A 22282-nucleotide genomic window follows, 5' to 3' on the forward strand; every position below is an offset into this window, starting at 1 on the left:
TTTTGTAATTTTATTCTGGCTGGTTTTAGGGCAAGGAATATAAAATTCCACGATTGTTAACGTGATCGAATGTATCAAGCAGGAATAAAATTATGCCATCCATTTTACTGGATTTATTTATCCTGTTTCTGTCAGGATGTTGATGTCTTGAATGCTGATCGGGTCAGTAACGGTTATCTGTCGCTTTTTTGCCGGTCGAGACAGGCCTGGGTCGATCATTTTCTCATGATAATATTCGGTAAGATAGACAATGTATGACATGGGGCAGGATATGGTTTCATTCTCGCATAGGTTTGGTGAGGCAGGACGACCGTGCGTGCTGATTGTTATGGGGGTATCAGGTTGTGGCAAGAGTACACTTGCCCAACTGATAGCCGAACGAATGGGCTGGTCCCTTATCGAAGGTGACGACCTGCATCCTCCTGCCAATATTACCCGCATGAGCAATGGCATTCCGTTGACCGATATGGATCGCGCACCATGGCTTGATCTGATTGCTGGCCGGATACAGTCATGGCGCGATGCAGGCCAGTGTGGCATCGTGACGTGCTCGTCGCTCAAGCGCAGTTACCGCAGGCAGATTGGCGGCGATAGCGCGGATGTCTGCTTTGTCTACCTTAAAGGCAGCAGGGAGGACATCATGCCCCGCCTTGCCCAGCGAACCGGCCATTTCATGCCGGTTGCCATGCTCGACAGCCAGTTCGCCACGCTGGAGGAACCCGACATGCATGAAGAAGTGGTCATGGTGCTGGATGTCAACGCCCCGCAGGCGCAACTTGCTGAACTGGCCTGTGCACATCTGGCCCAGCTTTCTCTTTGAAAATAAGGCGCGCCGTTTCCATGCTTCTGACGGAAAGCCAGATAAGCGATTATTACGGCGCCCACATGCTGCTTCTAAGGCCCGTTAGGCCTTGAATGACAGAACGGATTGCATGGCTATTTATGATGAGTATGATGCAGTCTGTCTTTTCCGATACCGCATGGTCTGCGTGGGAGTCTTTGATCGAGGAAGTCCGTCCGAAGCATCGAAAAACCTTCGACGGACGATATCCGCGATTTTCTGGCGCCATCAGAATGGCGCGAAGTGGCGTGCCCTGCCATCTGAGTTTGGTCCCTGGTGGATTGCTGCACAGTTGTTCATTCGCTGGTCGAAGCTCGGAGTATGGCAGCGCCTCTTTGAAAAGGTCAAAGACAGGGACCAGGCCCTTGGTATGGTCTTTCTCGATGGCACGACGATCCGTGCACATCATAAGGCGGCTGGAGCCGCCAAAAAGGGGGATACAATGGACGCCACAGGGATCGTGAGGCGCTTGGCCGCTCACGTGGGGGCTTTGGCACCAAGGTCTGCGTAGCCGCAGATGGCCATGGCAGGACTCTTTCCTTCACGCTTTCTCCCGGACAGGCGCACGAACTGCCGTGTGCCTATGCCCTGTTCGATGATCTGCCACACCCACCGATCTATGTCGTCTGCGATCGTGGGTATGCCTCACATAAATTTCGTGAAGATCTTTGGAACCGGGAATCTCGTCCCGTCATCCCACCAAGGAAGAATGATCCAGAAGTCACTTGGCCCAAATGGGCTTACAGACACCAGCACCTAATCGAAAACCTGTGGGCAAGGCTCAAGGAATGGCGGGCTGTCGCGACCCGATACGAGAAAACCGCCACATCCTTCCTCTCCGTCATCCTCCTCGCTGCTACAGCAGACTACATCAAGACCTAACAGGCCCTAGAAAGTATAGGAGCCATGAATAATTAACGAACAAAACAAACTGTAACTGTAGTGCTAGAAAAATAATCACCATAAGCGTTGTCACCAGCCCATGTTGCCGCTCAGTAGGGGGGCGAATGGGGGGTAAGGCTTCTGTCAGTCAGGGGCGGTGGTTCGCCCCGAAACCTGTCATTACTGCTCACGACATGCTCCTGTATCGGAATCATGGCTGTGCACGGGGGGCGCTGCCCGCAAGTTCCATAGCGCGATAACTTATGATCCTGCCCCATGCCAGGGTGTCATTTTCATGAATACTGTATGTTCAGGGGGGTGTTTTATCCATTGCAGCACATGCGCAGTATTCACTGCCTTGTGATGGGATCGTTTTTTTTGTCAGTGACGTTCTGCCCGGGGGGATACCCCAAGCGCACCGCGCGCCTGCCAGTGGCCAGATAAAGACAGGTTCCGAAGGCCGCCCTCACAGATGGAACGCAAACTGATGGGAGTGCCGTTCACCCCCCGCGCCAATATCATCATGACAATATGCCTGGGCACCATCGCCTGTGTGGTCACCAGTGGCTGCCTGTTGTGGTTTGCATGGCCGTATTCGGATTACGAGCGGCATGTGGGCTGGACTGTCGAACAGCCGGTTCCCTTCAGCCACCAGCACCATGTGGCTGGCCTGGGGCTTGATTGTCGCTTCTGCCACAGCAGTGTGGAGCGCAGCGCGCAGGCCAGCCTGCCGCCGACCTTCACCTGCATGACATGCCATTCACAGATCTGGACGAATGCCGCAGTACTCGCGGCCGTTCGCGACAGTTTGCTAAGGAACACTCCCATGACCTGGCAACGCGTGACCAATGTGCCGGACTATGTCTATTTCAACCACAGCATCCATGTCGTCAAAGGGGTAGGCTGCGAAAGCTGTCACGGCAATATTGCTGCCATGCCACTGACCTACAAGGCCAAAACACTGACGATGCAGTTCTGTGTGAACTGCCATCGCGATCCCGGCCCCAACCTGCGTCCGGCGGAAAACATATTCGACACGGACTGGCATCGCGGCCCCGATACACCGGGTCCGGCCGCCCTGATGGCATTATATCATCTTGGCAGGCGAAACCTTACGGAATGCTCGATATGCCACCGGTAGGGGAAGCGCCACGCACCGCCATCGAACTGTCGGACAGGGCGCTCGTCCGGCATTTTCCCCAGCTTGAAACCGTGCTGTCCCATACGCTGGACCGGCGGCGTATGCTCAAACTGCTGGGGCTTGCACTGGCCAGTGGAGGGGTGGCAGGCTGTGATCCCGGTACGCCTGACCGGGGTTTCGTCTCGGCCGTGCGCGCGGCGGAAGGTGTGGTACCCGGCCTTCCCAACATCTACGCCACCGCCCATGTGCGCGATGGTTATGCGGAGGGCATTCTGGTCGCGCACCAGATGGGCCGTCCGATCAAGATAGAGGGCAATCCTGAGCATCCCAGCAGTCTGGGCGCGACAGATGTGATGGCCCAGGCGCTTGTTTACGATTTTTATGATCCTGATCGCGCCACAGGCCCGCTCCATAAGGGCATGCCGACTTCATGGCCGGATCTGGCCGCCGCCATGCAGAAGATGCGCGCAACCGCCATGACCCCGCGCGCCGATGGTACCCATGCAGGCGAGGGACTGCGTATCCTGACCGGTACGATCACGTCTCCTACGCTGGGCCGGGCGATCGAGCAGGTCCTGGCCGCTTTCCCCGGTGCAGTATGGCATGGATGGGATGCAATCGGGCGTGAGAACGTAACACGGGGCCTTGGTCTGGCCTATGGCATACCTGTCTCGGTTATTGCCGATCCGGGGCAGGCGGATGTGCTGCTCGCGCTGGATAGTGACCTACTGGACAGCGCGCCAGGGCATCTGAGCCATGCCCGCGCCTTTGCCGCACGCCGCAATCCGGTCAACAGCACCATGAACCGGCTTTATGCGGTGGAACCCACGCCGTCACTTACAGGCGTTGCGGCGGACCATCGCTTCATTGCGACGCCCGGCATGATGAATGAGGTGATCGGACGGCTGTCGGCGCGGCTTTTGCAGAATGAAGCGCCATCGGGCGGGCCTGACTGGCTTGCGCCCGTGGCAGCCGACCTGCGTGCCCACCATGGCCGGGCCTTCGTGCATCTTGGCCCCGATTACCCGCCCGAGGCACAGGCCGCCGTACTGGCCATGAATGAAGCACTCGGTGGGCGGGGGAAGGTGTTCAGTATTGCTGAATCTCCCCTGTACCAGCCAGCCGTTCCCACCAGCACCCTGAAGGCATTGATGGATGACATGGAACGCGGTGCGGTTCAGGCAGTGCTGATACTGGACGTAAACCCGGCCAGCCAGTCGCCCCGCTTTGCCGCGGCACTGAAGCACGTCTCCACCAGCATTGCCCTGTCAGACCGCCCGCACGAGACGGCACTGGCCGCACAGTGGCATGTGCCCCTTGCGCATGCGATGGAGGAATGGGGGGACGCACGCGGGCATGATGGTACCGTTGCCCTTATCCAGCCGCAGGCCATGCCGCTTTATGGCGGAATGAACGCCCTCAGCGCGCTCCATGCCTGTCTGGGCCAGTCATTGCGCCCGGCCATGGACCTGCTGCGCGAAACATGGCGTGACCAACTGCCATCCCCGCGTGACTGGCACGATGCGCTGGCGACCGGTGTCATTACGGGAACGGCGTCACGGTTGGTGGATGTGCCGCTGCGACAGGTGGCGATGCGGGTGGCGTCTCCGGCTCCGTCTCCCCGTACACCGCCCGGGCCTGTGCTGCTGCTGCGGCCCGACCCGTATCTGTGGGATGGGCGCGGGGCCAACAATCCGTGGCTGCAGGAACTCCCCCGTCCGCTAAGCAAGGTGGTGTGGGACAACCCGCTGCTGATCCCGCCGGATATGGCGCAGGCCATGAACCTGCGCAATGGCGACAGGGTTATCCTGACCTGCGGCACGACCCGCACGCAGTTGCCTGTATGGATACAGCCGGGGCAGGCAACGGGCTGCGTGGTCGGGTTGCTGGGCTGGGGCCGCCGCCATGCAGGCGAGACCGGCAGCAACGTAGGCTGCGATCTTTACCCGTTCCGTGAAGCAGAGGGCTTCGTGCGGATCGAGGCGGCACGTGGGGACAGCATATCTGTTCCCAGCACGGAGCATCACGCAACACTTATTGATGCCACCCCATCTGATGTGGCGCGGCGCGGCACGCTGGCGCAGTTCCATGATCGCCCGGACTTCCTTGTCGAAGCTCCCACGCCACAGGACACGCTGTATCGCCGCGAACCCGATGCCCCGGTGGCATGGGGCATGAGCATTGACCTCAATGCCTGTATTGGCTGCAACGCATGCGTGACCGCCTGCCAGGTGGAGAATAACATACCCGTGGTCGGGCGTGACGAGGTGTTGCGCCAGCGCGAGATGCACTGGTTGCGGATTGACCGTTTCTACGAAGGAACGGAGCACGCGCCTGACACGTTCTTCCAGCCAATGCTCTGCATGCATTGCGAACAGGCCCCGTGCGAGACCGTCTGTCCGGTCGGGGCCACGACGCATGATTCTGAAGGCCTGAATGTCATGGTCTATAATCGGTGTATCGGCACGAAATTCTGCTCCAACAACTGTCCCTACAAGGTCAGGCGGTTCAATTACTTCGCCTTTGCCGCAACCGAAAGCAGGCCCGCCATCAGTCGCAACCCTGATGTATCGGTCAGGGCGCGGGGCGTTATGGAAAAATGCACGTTCTGCGTGCAGCGCATTGCCCAGGCCCGCATTGCCGCCGATCGCGATGGAACAGGCGAGCACGTGGTCACCGCCTGTCAGGCTGCATGTCCTACGCGGGCCATAAGCTTCGGAGATATAAATGACCCCAACGCTGAAGTGACGCGCCGCAAGGCCAGTCCGCTCACCTATGCCGCCCTGCCCGAACAGGGCACGCATCCGCGCGTGACCTATGAGGGGCGCATCCTCAACCGCAATCCGGCCATCCCGTCATGACGGCGGAAACAGGTGCCAAGGTGGAAGATGGCCCTCTCATCTTTCCCACCGAGACACCACACTCCCTGACGGAACATATCTGCGCCACCACCCTGCATGAGGGAGAGGACGGCTGGACACCGCTATGGTGGTGGCTGGGCCTTGGCTTTGCCCTGTCGCTGCTGGGCATGGGGGTCATCTCCGTTGCCTGGCTGTTTTATGCGGGCCTGGGCATATGGGGCATCGACTGGCCCGTGGCGTGGGGGTTTGACATCCTCAATTACGTCTGGTGGATCGCCATTGCCTCGGGCGGGACGTTTATTTCGGCCCTGTTCTTCGTGCTGCGCGCGCCGTGGCGTACCTCGCTCAACCGGCTGGCCGAAAGCCTGACCCTGTGTGCCGCCCTATGTGCGGCCATATTTCCCATCCTGCATCTGGGGCGGCCACGGTTTTTCTACTGGCTGTTTCCCTATCCCAATACCATGGGGCTGTGGGCGCAGTTCCGCAGTCCGCTGGTGTGGGATTTTTTTGCAATCCTGGCCTATGTGCTGTGTTCGATCGTGTTCTGGTATTTCGGGGTGCTGCCCGATCTGGCTATCCTGCGCGACCGGGCGCAACGGCGCTGGCAGCAGGTATTCTATGGCGTGCTGGCGCTGGGGTTTCGTGGCTCGGGGCGGCAGTGGCGGCATTACCAGCCCGTATATGGGGTCATGGCAGCCCTTATGGCACCGCTGGTGGTTTCGGTTCACAGTATTGTCGGCATGGACTTTGCAGGGGGTGCAACGCCCGGCTGGCATTCAACCCAGTTCCCGCCGTTCTTTGTATTCGGGGCTGCCCTGTCGGGTTTTGCCATCGTGCTGCTGGCGGTCATACCGCTCCGCCCGGCCATGGGGCTGCAGCCCTACATCACGCCGCGGCACATCAACATACTGGGGTGCCTGCTGCTCACCAGCAGCCTGTGCGTGGCCTATGCCTATGTCATGGATGTATTTTCAACCTATTACGGCCCCGACCCGGCGGACAGGGTCATGTTCGCCTTCCGGCTGCATGGTCTGTATGCGCCCATCTACTGGGGCACCATCATGCTCAATATCGTGTTCCCGCAACTGTTATGGTGGCGGGCGATCCGGCTGAAACAGCCGGTGGTATGGCTGATCTGCCTGGGTGTGCTCATCGGCATGTGGCTGGAACGCTTCCAGATCATCGTGACCAGTCTGGCACGCACACAGCTCCCATCCGCCTGGGGGCAGTACACGCCCACAGTGTGGGAATGGAGCCTGCTGTGCGGCAGTATCGGGCTGTTCCTGACCACCTTCCTCCTGCTCCTGCGTTTCATGCCCATGCTTGCCATAGCCGAGATGCGCAGCATGCTTGGTAACCGGCCATGATCGTCGCGGCCTTTGCTACCGAAAGCGCACTGCATGAAGCCGTGGCCGAACTACGGCGTGACCGGGCCTGCAGGGTAGAAACCTACGGCGCGGCCCCGCCACCGGGAATGGTCACATCCTCCATCGTGCCATTGCTCATGCTGGGTGGGGGCATGGTGGGCGCCATGGGTGGCTTTGGCATGCAGGTCTACGCCACGACACTGGCCTATCCGCAGAATATTGGCGGCAGGCCTGATCTTTCATGGCCTTCCTACATTCCGGCCAGTTTTGAACTGGCGGTCATGGGGGCCATCCTGGCGGGCATTATCGGTTACTTCATGACCGTGCGCCTGCCACGTCTTTACGACCCTGTGGATGAGGCCGAGAGCATGCAGGGTGTTATGACAGGCGGCCATGTGGCTGTGGTGCAAGGGACCGATAACGCGGCGGTGCTGGATACGCTTGCCCGTCACGGCGCGCTGAGGATTGAGGAAATCGAGCCATGAGGTGTGCGTGGCCGCTGCATGTCCTGCCCGGCGCACTGCTGCTTCTGGCCGCCGGGTGCGATGATATGTCGAAGCAGCACAAGGAGAACCCTTATGCCAGCCCCCGCAGCGCGCCGGCGGACGTGGCGCAGGGCAGCGTGGAATATCATGATACCTTCCATCCTGCGCCCGGCCTGACGCCAGCCCTGCTGCAGCGCGGGCGCAGTGAATACCAGGCATTCTGCGCGCCCTGCCATGCCCGGACGGGGCAGGGCGACGGCATGGTGGTGCAACGGGGCTTTCCCGCCCCGCTGCCCCTTGCCACCGCCCCGACACGCAGCGCCACGCCGGAGCAGCTTTATGCCATCATCACATCGGGGCAGGGCGTGATGTATGGCTTTGCCCAACGGATCATGCCCGATGACCGCTGGGCCATAGTGGCCTATCTGTACGCGCTGCGCCGGAGTCAACAGGCCACGCTGGCAGACATGACCCCCGCCCAGCGGGCCATCCAGCCATGAACCGTGTCCGGTGTATGGCACTTGTGGTTGCACCCATTGCGCTGGCGGGTGTGATGGCTGATGCCATCTGGATGCCTGTCGCCACATTCCCGGCATGGCTTGCGGTCGGGGCGGCATGGCTTGGCTGGCCGCTTGGCAGCATGGCTCTCATGCTGGTGCATGCCCTTACGGGCGGGCGCTGGGGGGAAATCCTGCATCCCGCCCTGCGAGCGGGGATTGCAACGCTCCCGCTGGGGCTGCCTGCGCTGGGGGGTATCATGCTGGGTGCACGCTACCTGTACCCGTGGCTGCACCCGGACAGGGCAATGCCGCTGGCAAACAGCTTCTACCTCAACATGCCTGCAGCCCTGACGCGGGCTGGGATCTATGTGGTTGCGTGGGGCGCACTGGGGCTGATCTGCCTGCGCGGCCGGGGTCTGGAGCGGGTAGCGCCTGCCGGTCTGATCGTACTGGGTTTTACATCCGGCTTTGCGGCAATTGACCTTACGGAATCGTTTGATCCGCATTTCAGTTCCAGCGCTTACGGTCTTGTGGCTTCTGCCGGGGCCGTGCTGCTGGCATTCGCAATCGGGATCATGCTGGAGGCGGCCCGGGCCAGTACGGCGGAATTACGGGATCTGGCGCGCCTGCTGCTGGGGCTTACTGTGCTGTGGGCCTATCTGGATTTCATGCAGTTCCTGATCGTGTGGCAGTCCAACCTGCCGGTGGAGGCCGCATGGTACGGCCCGCGCCTGCGCGGCGGGTGGGGGGTGGTGGCACTCTGTATTGTGGGGCTGCACTTTATCCTGCCGTTCGTGCTGCTGGCCCTGCCGCGGCTGCAGGGGCTGCGGCCCGTCATCGTGGCGGTGGCAGGGTTACTGGTAGGCATGGAGGCGGTGCGCAATTTCTGGCTGGTGCTGCCAGCCTGCCTCCCCGCACAGGTGGCGCTGCCGGTGCTGCTGTCGCTTGCCTTCTTCGGCAGTGGCAGTGTTTTTCTGGCTTTCCGTCCCGGCATACAGGAGCCCTTCGTGGCATCGAAACCCGAGCAGAGGGATGTCCATGTCTGAGCAGCATCAAAGCGGACAGCCACCGGGGCATGAAACCCGTGATGTTTCCTTTCGCGCAGTCATGATCGGGGGGGTGGCCATCGGTCTGGCGGTGGGTGGGCTTGTGGTGGCGGCGGATATGCTGTTTCCGCAAAAATCGCTTGATCGCCTGCTCAAGCCGCCTTTTCCGGTCGTTGCCGAACCCCGGCTGCAATCCGATCCGGTAGCGGACATGGCGGCATTCGCGGCACATGAGGAACATGTCCTGAACAGTTTTGGCTGGACCGACAAAAGCAGGGGTATCGGCCATATTCCGATTGATCAGGCCATGCAGGAAATCGCCCGCGAAGGCATTCCCGGCTGGCCGGCAGATGAAAGGGCCGCACCATGATGGCGCACCATGCGGCCCTGTTGCGCCATTACAGGGTGCTGGTTATCGTACTGGCCTGTGCCGCACCGGCATGGTGGATACAGCCCGCTGCGGCGGAAGATGCATTCCAGGCGCTGGCTTTTACCCCACGGCAGGGCACGGTACTGCCGCTTGATGCACCCTTTACCGATACATCAGGCCAGACCCGGCCACTCGGGGCCTTTCTGGGCCATGGGGCCACGATTATTGCAATGGGATATTATGCCTGTCCCAATATGTGTGAACTCGAACGGACCGACCTGCTGGACGCGCTGGCGCGGGGTGGCCTGAAAACACCGGGTGATTATACGCTGCTGGTTGTCAGTATTGATCCTGCGGAAACACGCTTCACGGCGCAGCAGGCACTGGCGGAAGATCTGGCGCGGTTTCCCGACGCCGGAGCAGGGCAGGGATGGCATTTCGTAACCGGTACGCCCGCAAGCATCCGGCGCCTGTCGCGCGCGGTGGGGTTCCACGCGCGCTATGACGAAAAACTGCACCAGTACCTGCACCCCATGGGGCTGGTATTCATAACCCCGGCAGGTACTGTATCGGGGTATGTGCTGGGTGTCGGCTACCAGCCGGGTGATGTACGGCAGGCCCTGGCCCATGCCGCGCGTGGTGAGCAGGCCCGCGCCGCGCCCATCCTGCTTTTATGCTTTCATTATGATGAAACGACCGGCCGTTATACGCTGGCAGTAGAAAAACTGCTGAAACTCGGCGGTGTGCTGACCGTGCTGATGCTGGGCACCCTGCTGGGCATGGCCCACTGGCGAGGGCAGCGATGAACTGGCTGCCCGAAGCCTCGGCCCATGCCAGCCGGGTCGATATCCTGCTGGCGGGGTTGCTGCTCATCAGCCTGGCGGTGCTCGGGCTGGTATTCGGGCTGATGATGCTCAACATCATCCGCTTCCGTGTAGGCAGCAGGGTGCCCGTATCGGCGGAGACGGTGGCCCATAAAAGCTGGCGTTTCGAGATTGGCTGGACCGCGACCACGCTGGCTGTTTTCTTCGCGCTGTTTGTGTGGGCGGCACGGCTTTACGTACTGGGGTTCCAGCCGCCGCCCGGTGCAATCCAGATTTATGTCACGGGCAAGCAGTGGATGTGGAAGGTCCAGTATCCCGGTGGCCAGCGCGAGATCAATGCGCTGCATGTGCCTCTGGGGCGGCCGGTGCAACTTCTGCTCACGTCGGAAGATGTCATTCATGATTTCTCGATCCCGGTGCTGCGCATCAAGCACGACGTGCTGCCCGGCCGGTACCAGAGCCTGTGGTTCATTGCGACACAGGCAGGGGCATTTCGTTTTTACTGCACGCAGTTCTGTGGCATCGGGCACTCGCGCATGACCGGCACCCTGATTGTTCTGACCCCGACCGATTATGCCAACTGGCTGGGCCGGACCCCGGCCAGCGGCAGCCTTGCGACAAAGGGGGAAGCCCTGTTCATCCATAACGGATGCAGCGGCTGCCATGTATCGCAGCCTTATGCCCCCGATGCGGACGATACCAGCCGCGCGCCTTCCATGGTGGGACTGTATGGCAGCGAGATCACTGGGGCGGATGGGCAGCACATACGGGTGGATAACGCATTCCTGCACGATGCCATCCTTCATATCGGCCCCGCGCACGGGCAGGCGGCAGGCTATGCCACCCGGATGCCATCCTATCGCGGTGTGCTGGGAGAAGAGGATCTGGCCGCCCTGATTGCCTATCTCCAGACCCTCTCACCATCCCGGTCGTCGGGCATGGGCGTATCGGCCGTCAGTGCACGTAAAGGGAACTGATACCATGGCACCCACACCCGGCCTGCAAATCATGCAGCGCAGCTATCTGTGGCAGGATGGCACGGTGCGCTCATGGCTGCTGACAACCGACCATAAACGGATCGCGCTGTTATACATGGCCTCGATCACCGCGTTTTTCGTGCTTGGCAGCTTTGGTGCGGCCCTGATCCGGCTGCATCTGATTTCCCCCACCGGGGCCATCCTGTCCGATGAGACCTACAGCCGCATGTTCACCATGCATGGCATTGTCATGGTCTGGCTGTTCCTTGTGCCTTCCATACCGGTCACGCTGGGCAATTTTCTCGTACCCCTCATGCTGGGGGCAAAGGACCTGGCTTTTCCACGCCTGAACCTGATCAGCTGGTATCTGTTCATCATGGCTGGCGCACTGGTGGTCTACGGGCTGTTCCGTGGTGGGTTGGAAACGGGATGGACCTTCTATACCCCGCTTTCCACCGATTATACGCAAGGTCGCGTGCTGCCGGTCGTGGCCGGGGTATTCCTGAGCGGATTTTCCTCCATTGCCACGGGGGTGAACTTCATCATCAGCATCCACCAGCTCCGTGCGCCGGGGCTGACATGGTACCGGCTGCCGCTCATGCTCTGGGCGCTTTATGCCACCAGCGTCATTTTCGTGCTGGCAACACCGGTGCTCAGCATTACGCTGCTCCTGCTGGCGTTCGAGCATTTCTTCCATGTCGGTGTATTTGATCCCGCGCTGGGGGGAGACCCGCTCCTGTTCCAGCACCTGTTCTGGTTCTATTCCCACCCAGCGGTCTACATCATGATCCTGCCGGGCATGGGCGTGGTCAGCGAAGTTGTGAGTACGTTCTGCCACAAGCCGGTTTTTGGCTACCGGTTCGTGGCGTGGTCATCCATTTCCATTGCGGCTATCGGCTTTCTGGTCTGGGGGCACCACATGTTCGTGGCTGGCACATCGCTCTATGCGGCGGTTGTGTTTTCCATGCTGAGTTTTCTGGTATCGGTGCCATCGGCCATCAAGGTTTTCAACTGGCTGGGCACCATGCATGGGGGGGCCATAAGGCTTGATGCGCCCATGCTTTATGCCATGGGGTTTATCGGGCTTTTTACGGTGGGCGGCCTTACGGGGCTGTTTCTGGCTTCCCTGGCAAGCGACGTGCATCTGACCCAGACATATTTCGTGGTGGCGCATTTCCACTACATCATGGTCGGCGGCATGGTATCAGCCTATTTTGCCGGGCTGCATTACTGGTGGCCCAAGATAACAGGGCGCATGTACCCCGAAATGTGGGGGCGCACGGCGGCAGCACTGCTGTTCTTTGGCTTCAACCTGACATTCTTCCCCCAGTTCATTCTGGGCTATGAGGGCATGCCGCGCCGGTACGCGACCTATCCCGCGCAGTTTCAGGTGCTGAATGTCCTGTCGTCTGCCGGGGCCAGCATTCTTGCGCTGGCCTATATCCTGCCATTGATCTACTTCACCTGGGCGCTGTTCCGCGGTGCGCGTGCAACCGACAATCCATGGCAGGCCACCGGGCTGGAATGGCGGATATCCTCTCCTCCGCCTGTGGAAAATTTCATCACCCCGCCAGTCGTAACCCATGAAGCCTATGATTACGCCGCACTGGATCACCCGGACGCTGCCCCGCGTGCGGAGGCCCCGCATGTCTGAGCACCTTGCGCCCTATGACAGCCCGCAGCACCGCGATGAAACGGCAATAGCCGGCATGTGGCTGTTCCTTGCCAGCGAAATACTGCTGTTTGGCGGCCTGTTCCTGATTTTTGTGGTCTATTCCCACACCCGTGCCGCAGGCTGGGCGCTGGGGGTCAGGCATACCAGCCTTACGATTGGCGGCATCAACACCGCACTCCTGCTGACCAGCAGCATGGTCTACACCCTTGGGGTGGAAGCCGCCCGCAATGAAAACGCTCGTGGCACCATCCTTGCCGGGCTGGGTGCCGCCGGGTTGGGTGTGACCTTCCTGTGCCTGAAAGGATGGGAATGGCATACGGAACTGGACGAACACCTGTTCCCCGGACCCGGATTTGCCCTTGGCGGCCTGCAGGCTGGCGGGGCGCAGTTATTCTACAGTTTCTATTTCCTGTCCACCGCGCTGCATGGCCTGCATATGCTGGTAGGGATCGGGCTGATCGCGTGGGTCTGCCTGCGGGTTTACCGGGGCAGGGGCGCATCGCTCCGGGTCTTACCGGTGGAGGTTGTCGGCCTTTACTGGAGCTTTGTCGATCTGGTCTGGGTCCTGCTTTTCCCTGTTTTATACCTGATCGGGCGGGTGTGATGGTTCGCGTCCTGTCATGCTGGGTGGTGGTGCTGCTGTTGCTGGCGGTGGAACTGCTGCTGAGTGCAGCAGGGGTGAACTGGGGCATTGGCGTGTGTGCCGGGGTGATGGCGCTGCTGGTTGCCTACGGCTTCATGCGTATGACGCGCGCCCCGGCGCTGGCACTCATCTTTGCCATTGGCGGCCTGTTCTGGCTGTCCATCCTGCTTGCACTGGGCAGCCTGGACAGTTTTACGCGAACCAATTTCCCCGTGGGCGACACGTTATCTTCCACCACGCAGAACCCGCGCCCACCGCCGGATACGGCGCCCTGATACAAAATTATCTGTCCCGCTGCACAAACCGGGCCGAGCCGTGGCCGTTATCTGAAGCCGGACATCCCATGAACCACAGGGCATCATAACCGACAGGAAACAGGCAGGTGGCATGAATGCAATTGTTCAGCTGGCACTTGCCCGTCCCTATACATTTATCGTGATGGCCATCCTGATCGCCATGGCCGGTGTGCTTTCCGCCATCCGCACGCCGGAGGACATCTTCCCCGATATCGGCATTCCCGTCATTGCCGTGGCGTGGACCTACAGCAACCTTTCACCGCAGGACATGTCCGGGCGCATCGTACTGCCGTTCCAGCGCACGCTGACCACTACGGTCAACAATATCGAACATATCGAGGGACAGTCGCTGACGGGCATCGGGGTGATAAAGATATTCTTCCAGCCCGGCACCGATATCCGCATTGCCAATACGCAGGTCACCGCCATTGCCCAGACCATCCTGCGCCAGCTGCCTGTGGGCACCACGCCGCCGCTGATCCTGAACTACAATGCCTCCACCGTGCCGATCGTCCAGCTTGCCCTGTCGGGCGAGGGCATGACCGAACAGCAGCTTTATGATTACGGCTTCAACTTCATCCGTAACCGGCTGGTAACTGTGCCGGGCGCTGCCCTGCCGTACCCCTATGGCGGCCGCGTGCGCCAGATCCAGATGGATCTCGACCCAGGCAAGCTGCAGTCCCGTGGCGTATCGGCCCAGGACGTGGGCAACGCCCTGACCACACAGACACAGATCACCCCCGCAGGTTTTGTAAAGATCGGTGAATATCAGTATAATTTCAGGCTGAATAACGCGCCCCTTTCGGTCGAACTGCTCAACATGCTGCCTGTGCGCACGGTCAACGGCGCCGTGGTGCGTGTGCGCGATGTTGCCCACGTGCGTGATGGGGCCACACCGCAGCAGAACGTGGTGCATGTGGATGGCCAGCGCTCCGCACTCATGACCGTACTGAAATCGGGCGCTACCTCCACCATCGCCATCGTGGCGGGGATCAAGGCGATGATCCCTGATGCGACACGCGGCCTGCCAAAGCAGCTCAAGCTCCGCCCTGTCAACGATCAGTCGCTGTTTGTCCGGGCCGCCGTCAACGGGGTGATGCGCGAGGGGGCGATTGCCGCGGGGCTGACCAGCCTCATGATCCTGCTTTTTCTGGGGTCGTGGCGGTCCACGCTGATTGTGGCGACATCCATCCCGTTATCGGTCATGGGGGCGATTGCAGCGTTGTCCGCGCTGGGCGAGACGCTGAATATCATGACACTCGGCGGCCTTGCGCTGGCCGTCGGCATTCTGGTCGATGAGGCGACAGTCACGATCGAGAATATCGAGCGCCATCTGGAAATGGGCAAGGACGTGCATGCCGCCATTGTTGATGGATCAGGCGAGATCATCGTCCCGGCCTTTCTTTCGCTCATCTGCATCTGCATCGTGTTCGTGCCGATGTTCTACCTGCCGGGGGTCGCGGGTTTCCTGTTCGTGCCGATGGCGCTGTCGGTCATGTTCGCCATGGTCATGTCCTTCATCCTGTCGCGCACGCTCGTGCCGACCATGGCCATGTTCCTGCTGCGCCCGCATGCGGATGCAAAGGGGCATAAGGAGAATATCTTCACACGCTTCCAGCATGGTTTCGAGCGGTATTTCGAGGCGCTGCGTGCCCACTACAGTGCGCTTTTAGAAAGCATTCTGGACCATCGTGGCCGGTTTGTGGCAGGCTTCCTGTGCTTTGCCGTGCTGAGCATGGGGCTGCTCCCGTTCCTTGGCCGCAACTTCTTTCCGCAGGTCGATGCGGGCACGATGACTTTGCATGTGCGTGGCTCCACAGGCATGCGCATAGAAGAGACATCAGCCCTGTTCCAGCGTATCGAGAAGCAGATCCGCCAGCGGATTCCGGCAGGTGAGATTGATTCCATCGCCGATAATATCGGGCTACCCACCAGCGCCATCAACACCGCCTATAATGCATCGGGCACCATCGGGCCGCAGGATGGGGACATCCTTGTCGCGCTGAAGGAAAACCACCGCCCGACCGGGCAGTACATCCATATCCTGCGCCGCGAGCTGCCCAGGGAATTCCCCGAAGCCAGCTTTGCCTTCCTGCCATCGGACATCACGACCCAGATCCTCAATTTCGGCGTGCCGGCACCGATCGACATTCAGGTCTCCGGCCCCAACCCCGATGAGACGCGACAGTTCGCAGGCCGCATATTGCGCGCCATACGCGGCATTGACGGTCTGGTCGATACGCGCATCCAGCAGCCCGGTCATTACCCTGAACTGCGTTTTGATGCCGACCGCACCCGCATCAACCAGCTTGGCCTGACGGAAGGTGATGTCACCACATCCATTGCCACCTCCATTGCCGGCACCGTGCAGACCGCCCCGCTGTACTGGCTGGACCCGCACAGCATGGTCACATACCCCATTGCGGTGCAGATGCCTGAATACCGGATCAGTTCGCTGGCGGATATCATCGGCCTGCCTGTAACCGGGCTTTCAACCACCCAGGTGCAGGTGCTCGGTGCCCTTGGCACGATTACGCGCGGTACGACCTCACCGGTCGAGGCGCAGTATGATATCCGCTCTCTGGTCGATGTTTTTGCCGGTGGGGACGGGCGCGACCTCGGCGCCATTGCCTCGGACGTACAGGCGGCCCTGCACCGGCTTGAACACGACCGGCCCGATACAGTTACGGTCACGCTGCGCGGCCAGTACCAGGCCATGACAGCTGCCTTCTCGGGCATGGGGTTTGGCCTGCTGGGCGCGATCGTGCTGATCTACCTGCTTATCGTCATCAATTTCCAGAGCTGGACCGATCCGTGCATTGTTGTCCTTGCACTGCCGGGAGCGCTGGCGGGGATATGCTGGATGCTGTTTGCAACGCATACTCCTCTTTCCGTGCCTGCGCTGACGGGCGCGATCATGTGCATGGGGGTGGCGACGGCCAACTCCATCCTTGTCATCACCTTCTGCCGCGAGCAGCTGGCGGAGCATGGGGATGCGCTCAGGGCAGCCCTGACGGCGGGCAGTACACGCCTTCGGCCCGTCATCATGACGGCGCTGGCCATGGTGATCGGCATGCTGCCCATGGCGCTGGGGCTGGGCGAGGGGGGCGAGCAGAATGCGCCGCTGGGGCGGGCCGTCATTGGCGGCCTGATATTTGCCACCTGTGCCTCCCTGTTTTTTGTGCCTACGCTTTTCGCCATCATCTACGACCGGCGTGCATGCCACGGCCATGACGGGGCACGGGCCCATGGCTGAGACCCATACGGCCATGCATGCCGGACCCCGCCCCCGCCTGCGCTGGATCGTTCTTGGCGGGGCGTGCGTTTTCGGGGTGATACTCGTGGCGGGCACGATGACGCGCATCCATGAACGCCACCGGCTCCATGCCACCAATGTTGCGGCACGCGTGCCCAGTGTGAACATCGTGCATCCGGGTGGTCAGGCTGTTGATACGCTGGTCCTGCCAGGCATCCTGCAGGCGTGGTACAGCGCGCCGGTCTATGCACGGACCAGTGGCTACCTGCGGCAATGGTATGTCGATATCGGGCAGAAGGTGGAAGCAGGTCAGCTTCTGGCGGAAATTGACACACCTGATGTTGATCTGCAGCTTGCAGGCGCACGGGCTGCGCTGGGCACCCGGACCGCGCAGCGCGATCTGGCACAGATTACATCACGCCGGTGGGACCGGCTGAATGCCCAGAATGCCGTATCCCAGCAGGAAACGGATGAGCGGCGGGGCAATCTGGCCGCCAGCGAGGCCACGCGCCATGAAGCCGCGGCAGAGGTCGAACGGCTTGAAACGCTCTCCGCCTTCAAGCGCATCATTGCCCCTTTTGCCGGTGTGGTCACTAGCCGTGCGACCGATATCGGTGCGCTGATCGTGGCGGGAACGGCTGCCAGCCAGCCGCTTTTTACCGTATCGGACGTGACCCGCCTGCGGCTTTATGTGCGTGTGCCACAGGCCTATGCCGCGCGGATGCATGAGGGCTTTGTCGCGCATTTTACGGTACCCGATTACCGCAACCGGCAGTTTGATGCCCGTCTGCTGCATTCTTCGGATGCGGTTGACTCACAGTCGGGCACGATGCTGGTCCAGTTTGTCTATGATAATGGGGAAAATCTTCTCAAACCGGGGGCCTATGCCCAGATCGCCTTTACGTTTCACGGCCCCGGACCACAGGCGCCCCCCACCGTGCGCATACCCGCCAGCAGCCTGCTCTTCCGCCGGGACGGGACAACCGTGGCGGTGGTGGACGGGCATGACCATGTCAGGATACAGCCCGTCGCGATCCTGATCGATTTCGGGACCGAACTTGAGGTCACGGGGCTGACACAGCAGGACAGGATCATCACCAACCCGCCGGATGATATCGACAATGGGGATCCCGTCAAACCGCGTGAGGGCAGGCATGGCGCGTGAGCGGGGCAGGGCAGTCCTGCTTCTTGTTATTCTGCTGTGTGGCTGTAATCTCGCTCCCCGTTACCACAGGCCCACGCTGCCCGACACGCCCGCCACATTCAGGGAAGCCGGACCATGGACCCCGGCACGGCCCGCCGATACCGCGCAGCGCGGGGCATGGTGGTCGGTCATGGGCGATGAGGTTCTGGACCGGCTGGAAGACAGGATCGAACACGGCAGCCCGCAACTGGCCGCCGCCGTGGCGCGATATGATCAGGCGCGGGCACTGGTCAGGCGGGCACGGGCAGACTTCTTTCCCCAGATTGATGCGACGGCCAGCGCGCAGCGCGAACGCGCCCTCTTTCCGGCCACCGGCAATTATTACGAATATCATGACTATGAATCCGGTGGCACCGTTTCATGGGAGCCCGATATCTGGGGACGCATCCGCAATCTGGTCAGGGCGGCGCGGGCCAGTGCGCAGGCCAGTGCGGCTGATCTTGCCTCGCTCCGCCTCAGCCTGGAGGGGGAACTGGGCGATGATTATTTCCAGCTACGCGGTCTGGATGCCCGCATCAGCCTGCTGCAAAAGACCATCGCAGCCTATTCCGCAGCACTGGACCTGACCACGAAGCGTTTTGTGGGAGGGGCCGCGAATGAGCTCGATGTCGGCCGTGCACGCACACAGCTGACCACGACACAATCCCAGCTTGAACAGCAGCAGGCCGACCGTGCGCTGGTGGAACACGCCATTGCGGTGTTGATCGGTGAGCAGCCCTCCACCTTTTCAATCCCGCCAGCAGACGGTCTGCCGCCCGTGCCACCCATTCCCATAACCGCACCCGCCCACCTGCTGGAACGCAGGCCCGATGTTGCATCGGCGGAGCGGCATATGGCAGCGGCTAATGCCCGGATTGGCGTGGCGCGGGCTGCTTTCTTTCCCAACATCACGCTGGGGGCGACCGGTGGTTCGGAAACCACGACCGGTATGCTGGCCTCGGCCGGGAGTGGTGTGTGGGCGCTTGGCCCGGCACTGGCAACACTGGCTATATTTGACGGCGGGCGGCGGTTCGCCAATCTGGCACTCACGCACGCGGAATATGCACAGGCCGCAGCCACTTACCGGCAGACGGCCCTTACGGCCTTCCGTGAGGTGGAAGACCAGCTTGCGCTGCTCAACCATCTGGCCGATGCCGCCACGCGGCAGGATGAAGGGGTGGAGGCGGCCACACGCACTGACCATCTGGCAACCATTCAGTACCGCGAAGGCGCCGTTGACTACCTCCAGGTTGTCATTGCCCAGACGGCGGAATTACAGGCGCGCGAAGACCTGATTATGGTCAATACGCGCCGCCTGATGAGTGGTATCGACCTTGTACGGGCCATGGGAGGTAACTGGGGTGAGCATGATGGGCTGAAAGGGAAATAGGGTCCCTTGCCCGCATGTTGGTGCCGCTTGTGGGGCATGCGGCGGCAATTCATCAGGCACTGTTTGAAAATAATGCATTGATGGAAGTTTTCGGATGTCGCCTTTTTTCAAAAAATCTCCACTGGAAAGTTCTTTGTAATGCGCACGATACCTTAAACGAAACTTCAGTCGACGGGTGTGCTTTATAGCGACATATGCTTCGTGCTGCATGAAAGGACAGACCATGTCGTTCCTTCATAACTTTACCTGCCGCCGATGTTTCAATCGCACGCTTGCCGCAACCCTTGTTGCGGCACCCCTTTCGGCAATCGCGGGGCGCAGGGCCGGTGCGGCGGACAAAAAGCTGGCGCCCGTTCCCGGCGGCCCCACATCCATGCGCAGCGATGTGCTCGACGCGGCGGCGGAGACGCTGCAGGTCAAGAAGCCCATCGATGCAATGAGCGCGTATCTGAACGGTTTCCATTTCTATGCCGATGATCTGGGCCGACAGGTGGAGGCCAATCATTTCTGCACGCATCTGAGCGAGGGATTCCATCAATGCGTGATTTATGAAGCCAACCAGAAAAATGCCCGGTTGATCGGCATCGAATATATTGTCAGTGAAAAAATATTCAGGACACTCCCTGAAGAAGAAAAGAAATTATGGCATAGTCATCACTACGAGGTGAAATCCGGCATGCTTGTCGCCCCCGGCGTGCCTGATATGGGCGAGCATGCGTTCATGGCCGATCTTGTCACCACATATGGCAAGACATGGCACACCTGGCAGATCGACCGGGACCATGACCTGCCTCTGGGTATTCCCCAACTGATGATGGGCTTTACCAAAGACGGTCAGATTCGTCAGTCCTTTCTCGATGATCGGGACAGGCGTTTCGATATTTCCACCCGGAGCGAAAAAGAGAACCGTGCCGATATCCCGACACCGCAGATCGTGCCGGGTGCCAACGCATGGCAGGGCGGCAAGACACCACAGTTACAGCTTGTGGAAATGCCCGTAAAAAATCTTACCCTCTGACAGGGATGGCAACAGCCTGCCCAGCCATGCGCAACCACAGCTCCGCACACGAGAACGAACGCAGGATGCCTGCCATGGAAACATCCGCGCCCCGAACCGGGCATACTGTTACGCTAACCCATCCGGACCGGATTTACTGGCCAGACGCCGGTATAACCAAGGAAGGTCTGGCCGATTACTATAAAGCTATATGGCCACGCATGGCTCCGTTCATTATTGACCGGCCACTGGCGCTGCTGCGTTGCCCGGAAGGGATAGAGGGGCCGTGCTTCTTTCAGAAAACCGCATGGAAGGGCATGAACGCCCATATCGTAACGCTTGATGATCCGCAGAACGCGCAGCAGGGCCATCTGATCGGTATCCATGATCTTGATGGCCTTATGGGGCTGGTGCAGGGAACTGCACTGGAAATTCATCCATGGGAGGCCTCATGCCGCGACTGGGAGCAACCCGACCAACTGGTCATGGATCTTGATCCGGGAGAAGGCGTGGAATGGGCATCTGTCATTGCAGCTGCACGGGAAGTGCGTGCGCGGCTTGAAGCCTCCGGGCTTGCCGCCTTCGTCAAGACCTCTGGCGGCAAGGGGCTGCATGTTATCGCCCCGCTTGAGCCGGTGGCCGACTGGCTAGGTGTAAAAACCTTTACCCATACTCTGGCGCAGGATATGGCGGCCGACAGCCCGGAGCGTTTTATTACGACTGTTTCCAAGGTAAAGCGCCATGGCAGGATCCTGCTCGATTACCTGCGAAACCAGCGCGGGGCGACATCCGTGGCGCCCTATTCAACCCGCGCACGCCCCGGCGCTCCTGTCTCGATGCCGGTAAGCTGGGCGGAACTGGGCACCCTTACGGGCCCGGCCCAGTTCACATTGGGCAACACCATGGAACGGCTTGCCTCGCAGCGTACGGACCCATGGGCGGATTTTCATGCCGCGCGACGACCGATTGGAACAGTGAATGGCTGACCTGCAGCCCCAAAGGGCAGCAAAGAGATCAGTTTTTCTTTTCCCCGCACTGGTGGAGGGGCGTGTCAGCCGGTGGCTGGACGGCCCCATGGTCGCTGCCTGTTACGTAGTCCTGCAGTTCCCGGGCTTCCTGTTCTGCAGTTTCGGCACGCAGCTTGACAATATCGCCAATACTGACCAGTCCGACGAGTTTGCCGTTTTCCAGCACGGGCACATGCCGGTTGCGCGAATATGTCATGCGGCAGGCAAGATCATAAATACTGTCTTCAGGTGTTGCGGTCGGCATATCTTTTGTCATGATGTCCCTTGCCGTCAGGGTAATTATGTCTGCACCGTGGTGGGAGAGCGCGTGGACAATCCCTTTTTCCGATACGAGGCCAAGGAGTTGTCCATCAGGATCAAGAACGGGGGCCCCGCCAATATTATGCTGCGTCAGCGTGGTGGCGACACCGAGAATGGGGTCATCTGCCCTGACGGTAATGACCGTACCGCCTTTTTGCGCCAGAATGTGAAAAACACGAGAGGACATGGGAGAACCCTTTCCATGTTTTGGGTAATCGAA

Annotated in this window: 19 protein-coding genes and 1 pseudogene; 19 read left to right on the forward strand and 1 reads right to left on the reverse strand. The window is 60.5% G+C overall.

What is annotated here, in order from left to right:
* Window positions 1-250: 250 nt before the first annotated feature.
* From QEG70_RS15965 to ligD, 19 genes and pseudogenes are all read left to right on the forward strand, one after another.
* Window positions 251-820, forward strand: coding sequence for a gluconokinase (locus QEG70_RS15965; protein WP_308721524.1), 570 nt, complete (start codon window positions 251-253; stop codon window positions 818-820).
* A gap of 134 nt (window positions 821-954) precedes the next feature.
* Window positions 955-1723 (forward strand): annotated as a pseudogene (locus tag QEG70_RS15970) (IS5 family transposase).
* Window positions 1724-2195: 472 nt separating this feature from the next.
* Window positions 2196-2864, forward strand: coding sequence for a cytochrome c3 family protein (locus QEG70_RS15975; RefSeq protein ID WP_308721525.1), 669 nt, complete (start codon window positions 2196-2198; stop codon window positions 2862-2864).
* Window positions 2852-5725 (forward strand): 4Fe-4S dicluster domain-containing protein, encoded by a 2874-nt coding sequence (locus QEG70_RS15980; protein ID WP_308721526.1) that lies wholly within the window; start codon window positions 2852-2854, stop codon window positions 5723-5725. The genes QEG70_RS15975 and QEG70_RS15980 overlap by 13 nt, the downstream gene beginning before the upstream one ends.
* Window positions 5722-7092 (forward strand): NrfD/PsrC family molybdoenzyme membrane anchor subunit, encoded by a 1371-nt coding sequence (gene nrfD, locus QEG70_RS15985; protein WP_308721527.1) that lies wholly within the window; start codon window positions 5722-5724, stop codon window positions 7090-7092. Before QEG70_RS15980 ends, nrfD begins: the two co-directional genes overlap by 4 nt.
* Complete coding sequence (locus QEG70_RS15990) at window positions 7089-7577, forward strand: DUF3341 domain-containing protein (protein ID WP_308721528.1); 489 nt, start codon at window positions 7089-7091, stop codon at window positions 7575-7577. The genes nrfD and QEG70_RS15990 overlap by 4 nt, the downstream gene beginning before the upstream one ends.
* Entirely contained in the window at window positions 7574-8077 is a 504-nt protein-coding gene (locus tag QEG70_RS15995; RefSeq protein ID WP_308721529.1) for a c-type cytochrome, read from the forward strand. The genes QEG70_RS15990 and QEG70_RS15995 overlap by 4 nt, the downstream gene beginning before the upstream one ends.
* A gap of 14 nt (window positions 8078-8091) precedes the next feature.
* Window positions 8092-9123: a hypothetical protein gene (locus tag QEG70_RS16000; RefSeq protein WP_308721530.1), complete on the forward strand. Its 1032-nt coding sequence runs from the start codon at window positions 8092-8094 to the stop codon at window positions 9121-9123.
* On the forward strand, window positions 9116-9493 hold the full coding sequence (locus tag QEG70_RS16005) for a hypothetical protein (protein WP_308721531.1): 378 nt from the start codon (window positions 9116-9118) through the stop codon (window positions 9491-9493). Before QEG70_RS16000 ends, QEG70_RS16005 begins: the two co-directional genes overlap by 8 nt.
* Window positions 9490-10299, forward strand: a complete 810-nt coding sequence (locus QEG70_RS16010) for an SCO family protein (RefSeq protein ID WP_308721532.1) — start codon at window positions 9490-9492, stop codon at window positions 10297-10299. The genes QEG70_RS16005 and QEG70_RS16010 overlap by 4 nt, the downstream gene beginning before the upstream one ends.
* Window positions 10296-11294, forward strand: a complete 999-nt coding sequence (coxB, locus tag QEG70_RS16015; RefSeq protein WP_308721533.1) for a cytochrome c oxidase subunit II — start codon at window positions 10296-10298, stop codon at window positions 11292-11294. Before QEG70_RS16010 ends, coxB begins: the two co-directional genes overlap by 4 nt.
* A gap of 4 nt (window positions 11295-11298) precedes the next feature.
* Window positions 11299-12948, forward strand: a complete 1650-nt coding sequence (locus tag QEG70_RS16020; protein ID WP_475704685.1) for a cytochrome c oxidase subunit I — start codon at window positions 11299-11301, stop codon at window positions 12946-12948.
* Window positions 12941-13573: a cytochrome c oxidase subunit 3 gene (locus tag QEG70_RS16025; protein WP_308721534.1), complete on the forward strand. Its 633-nt coding sequence runs from the start codon at window positions 12941-12943 to the stop codon at window positions 13571-13573. Before QEG70_RS16020 ends, QEG70_RS16025 begins: the two co-directional genes overlap by 8 nt.
* Window positions 13573-13887 carry a hypothetical protein gene (locus tag QEG70_RS16030; RefSeq protein ID WP_308721588.1) on the forward strand — a complete coding sequence of 105 codons (315 nt, stop codon included), beginning with the start codon at window positions 13573-13575 and terminating at the stop codon, window positions 13885-13887. The genes QEG70_RS16025 and QEG70_RS16030 overlap by 1 nt, the downstream gene beginning before the upstream one ends.
* A 112-nt stretch (window positions 13888-13999) precedes the next feature.
* Window positions 14000-17164: an efflux RND transporter permease subunit gene (locus QEG70_RS16035; RefSeq protein WP_308721535.1), complete on the forward strand. Its 3165-nt coding sequence runs from the start codon at window positions 14000-14002 to the stop codon at window positions 17162-17164.
* Window positions 17157-18329, forward strand: coding sequence for an efflux RND transporter periplasmic adaptor subunit (locus QEG70_RS16040; protein WP_308721536.1), 1173 nt, complete (start codon window positions 17157-17159; stop codon window positions 18327-18329). Before QEG70_RS16035 ends, QEG70_RS16040 begins: the two co-directional genes overlap by 8 nt.
* Entirely contained in the window at window positions 18286-19737 is a 1452-nt protein-coding gene (locus QEG70_RS16045) for an efflux transporter outer membrane subunit (protein WP_308721537.1), read from the forward strand. Before QEG70_RS16040 ends, QEG70_RS16045 begins: the two co-directional genes overlap by 44 nt.
* Before the next feature lie 373 nt (window positions 19738-20110).
* Entirely contained in the window at window positions 20111-20755 is a 645-nt protein-coding gene (locus QEG70_RS16050) for an OBAP family protein (protein ID WP_308721538.1), read from the forward strand.
* A 74-nt stretch (window positions 20756-20829) separates the two neighbouring features.
* Window positions 20830-21720: a non-homologous end-joining DNA ligase gene (gene ligD / locus QEG70_RS16055; RefSeq protein WP_308721539.1), complete on the forward strand. Its 891-nt coding sequence runs from the start codon at window positions 20830-20832 to the stop codon at window positions 21718-21720.
* Window positions 21721-21748: 28 nt separating this feature from the next.
* Here ligD and QEG70_RS16060 read toward each other — a convergent pair whose 3' ends face one another.
* Window positions 21749-22249: a CBS domain-containing protein gene (locus QEG70_RS16060; RefSeq protein ID WP_308721540.1), complete on the reverse strand. Its 501-nt coding sequence runs from the start codon at window positions 22247-22249 to the stop codon at window positions 21749-21751.
* Between the last annotated feature and the right edge of the window lie 33 nt (window positions 22250-22282).

Source organism: Komagataeibacter xylinus, from assembly GCF_031081985.1.
Lineage (GTDB): Bacteria > Pseudomonadota > Alphaproteobacteria > Acetobacterales > Acetobacteraceae > Komagataeibacter > Komagataeibacter xylinus_E.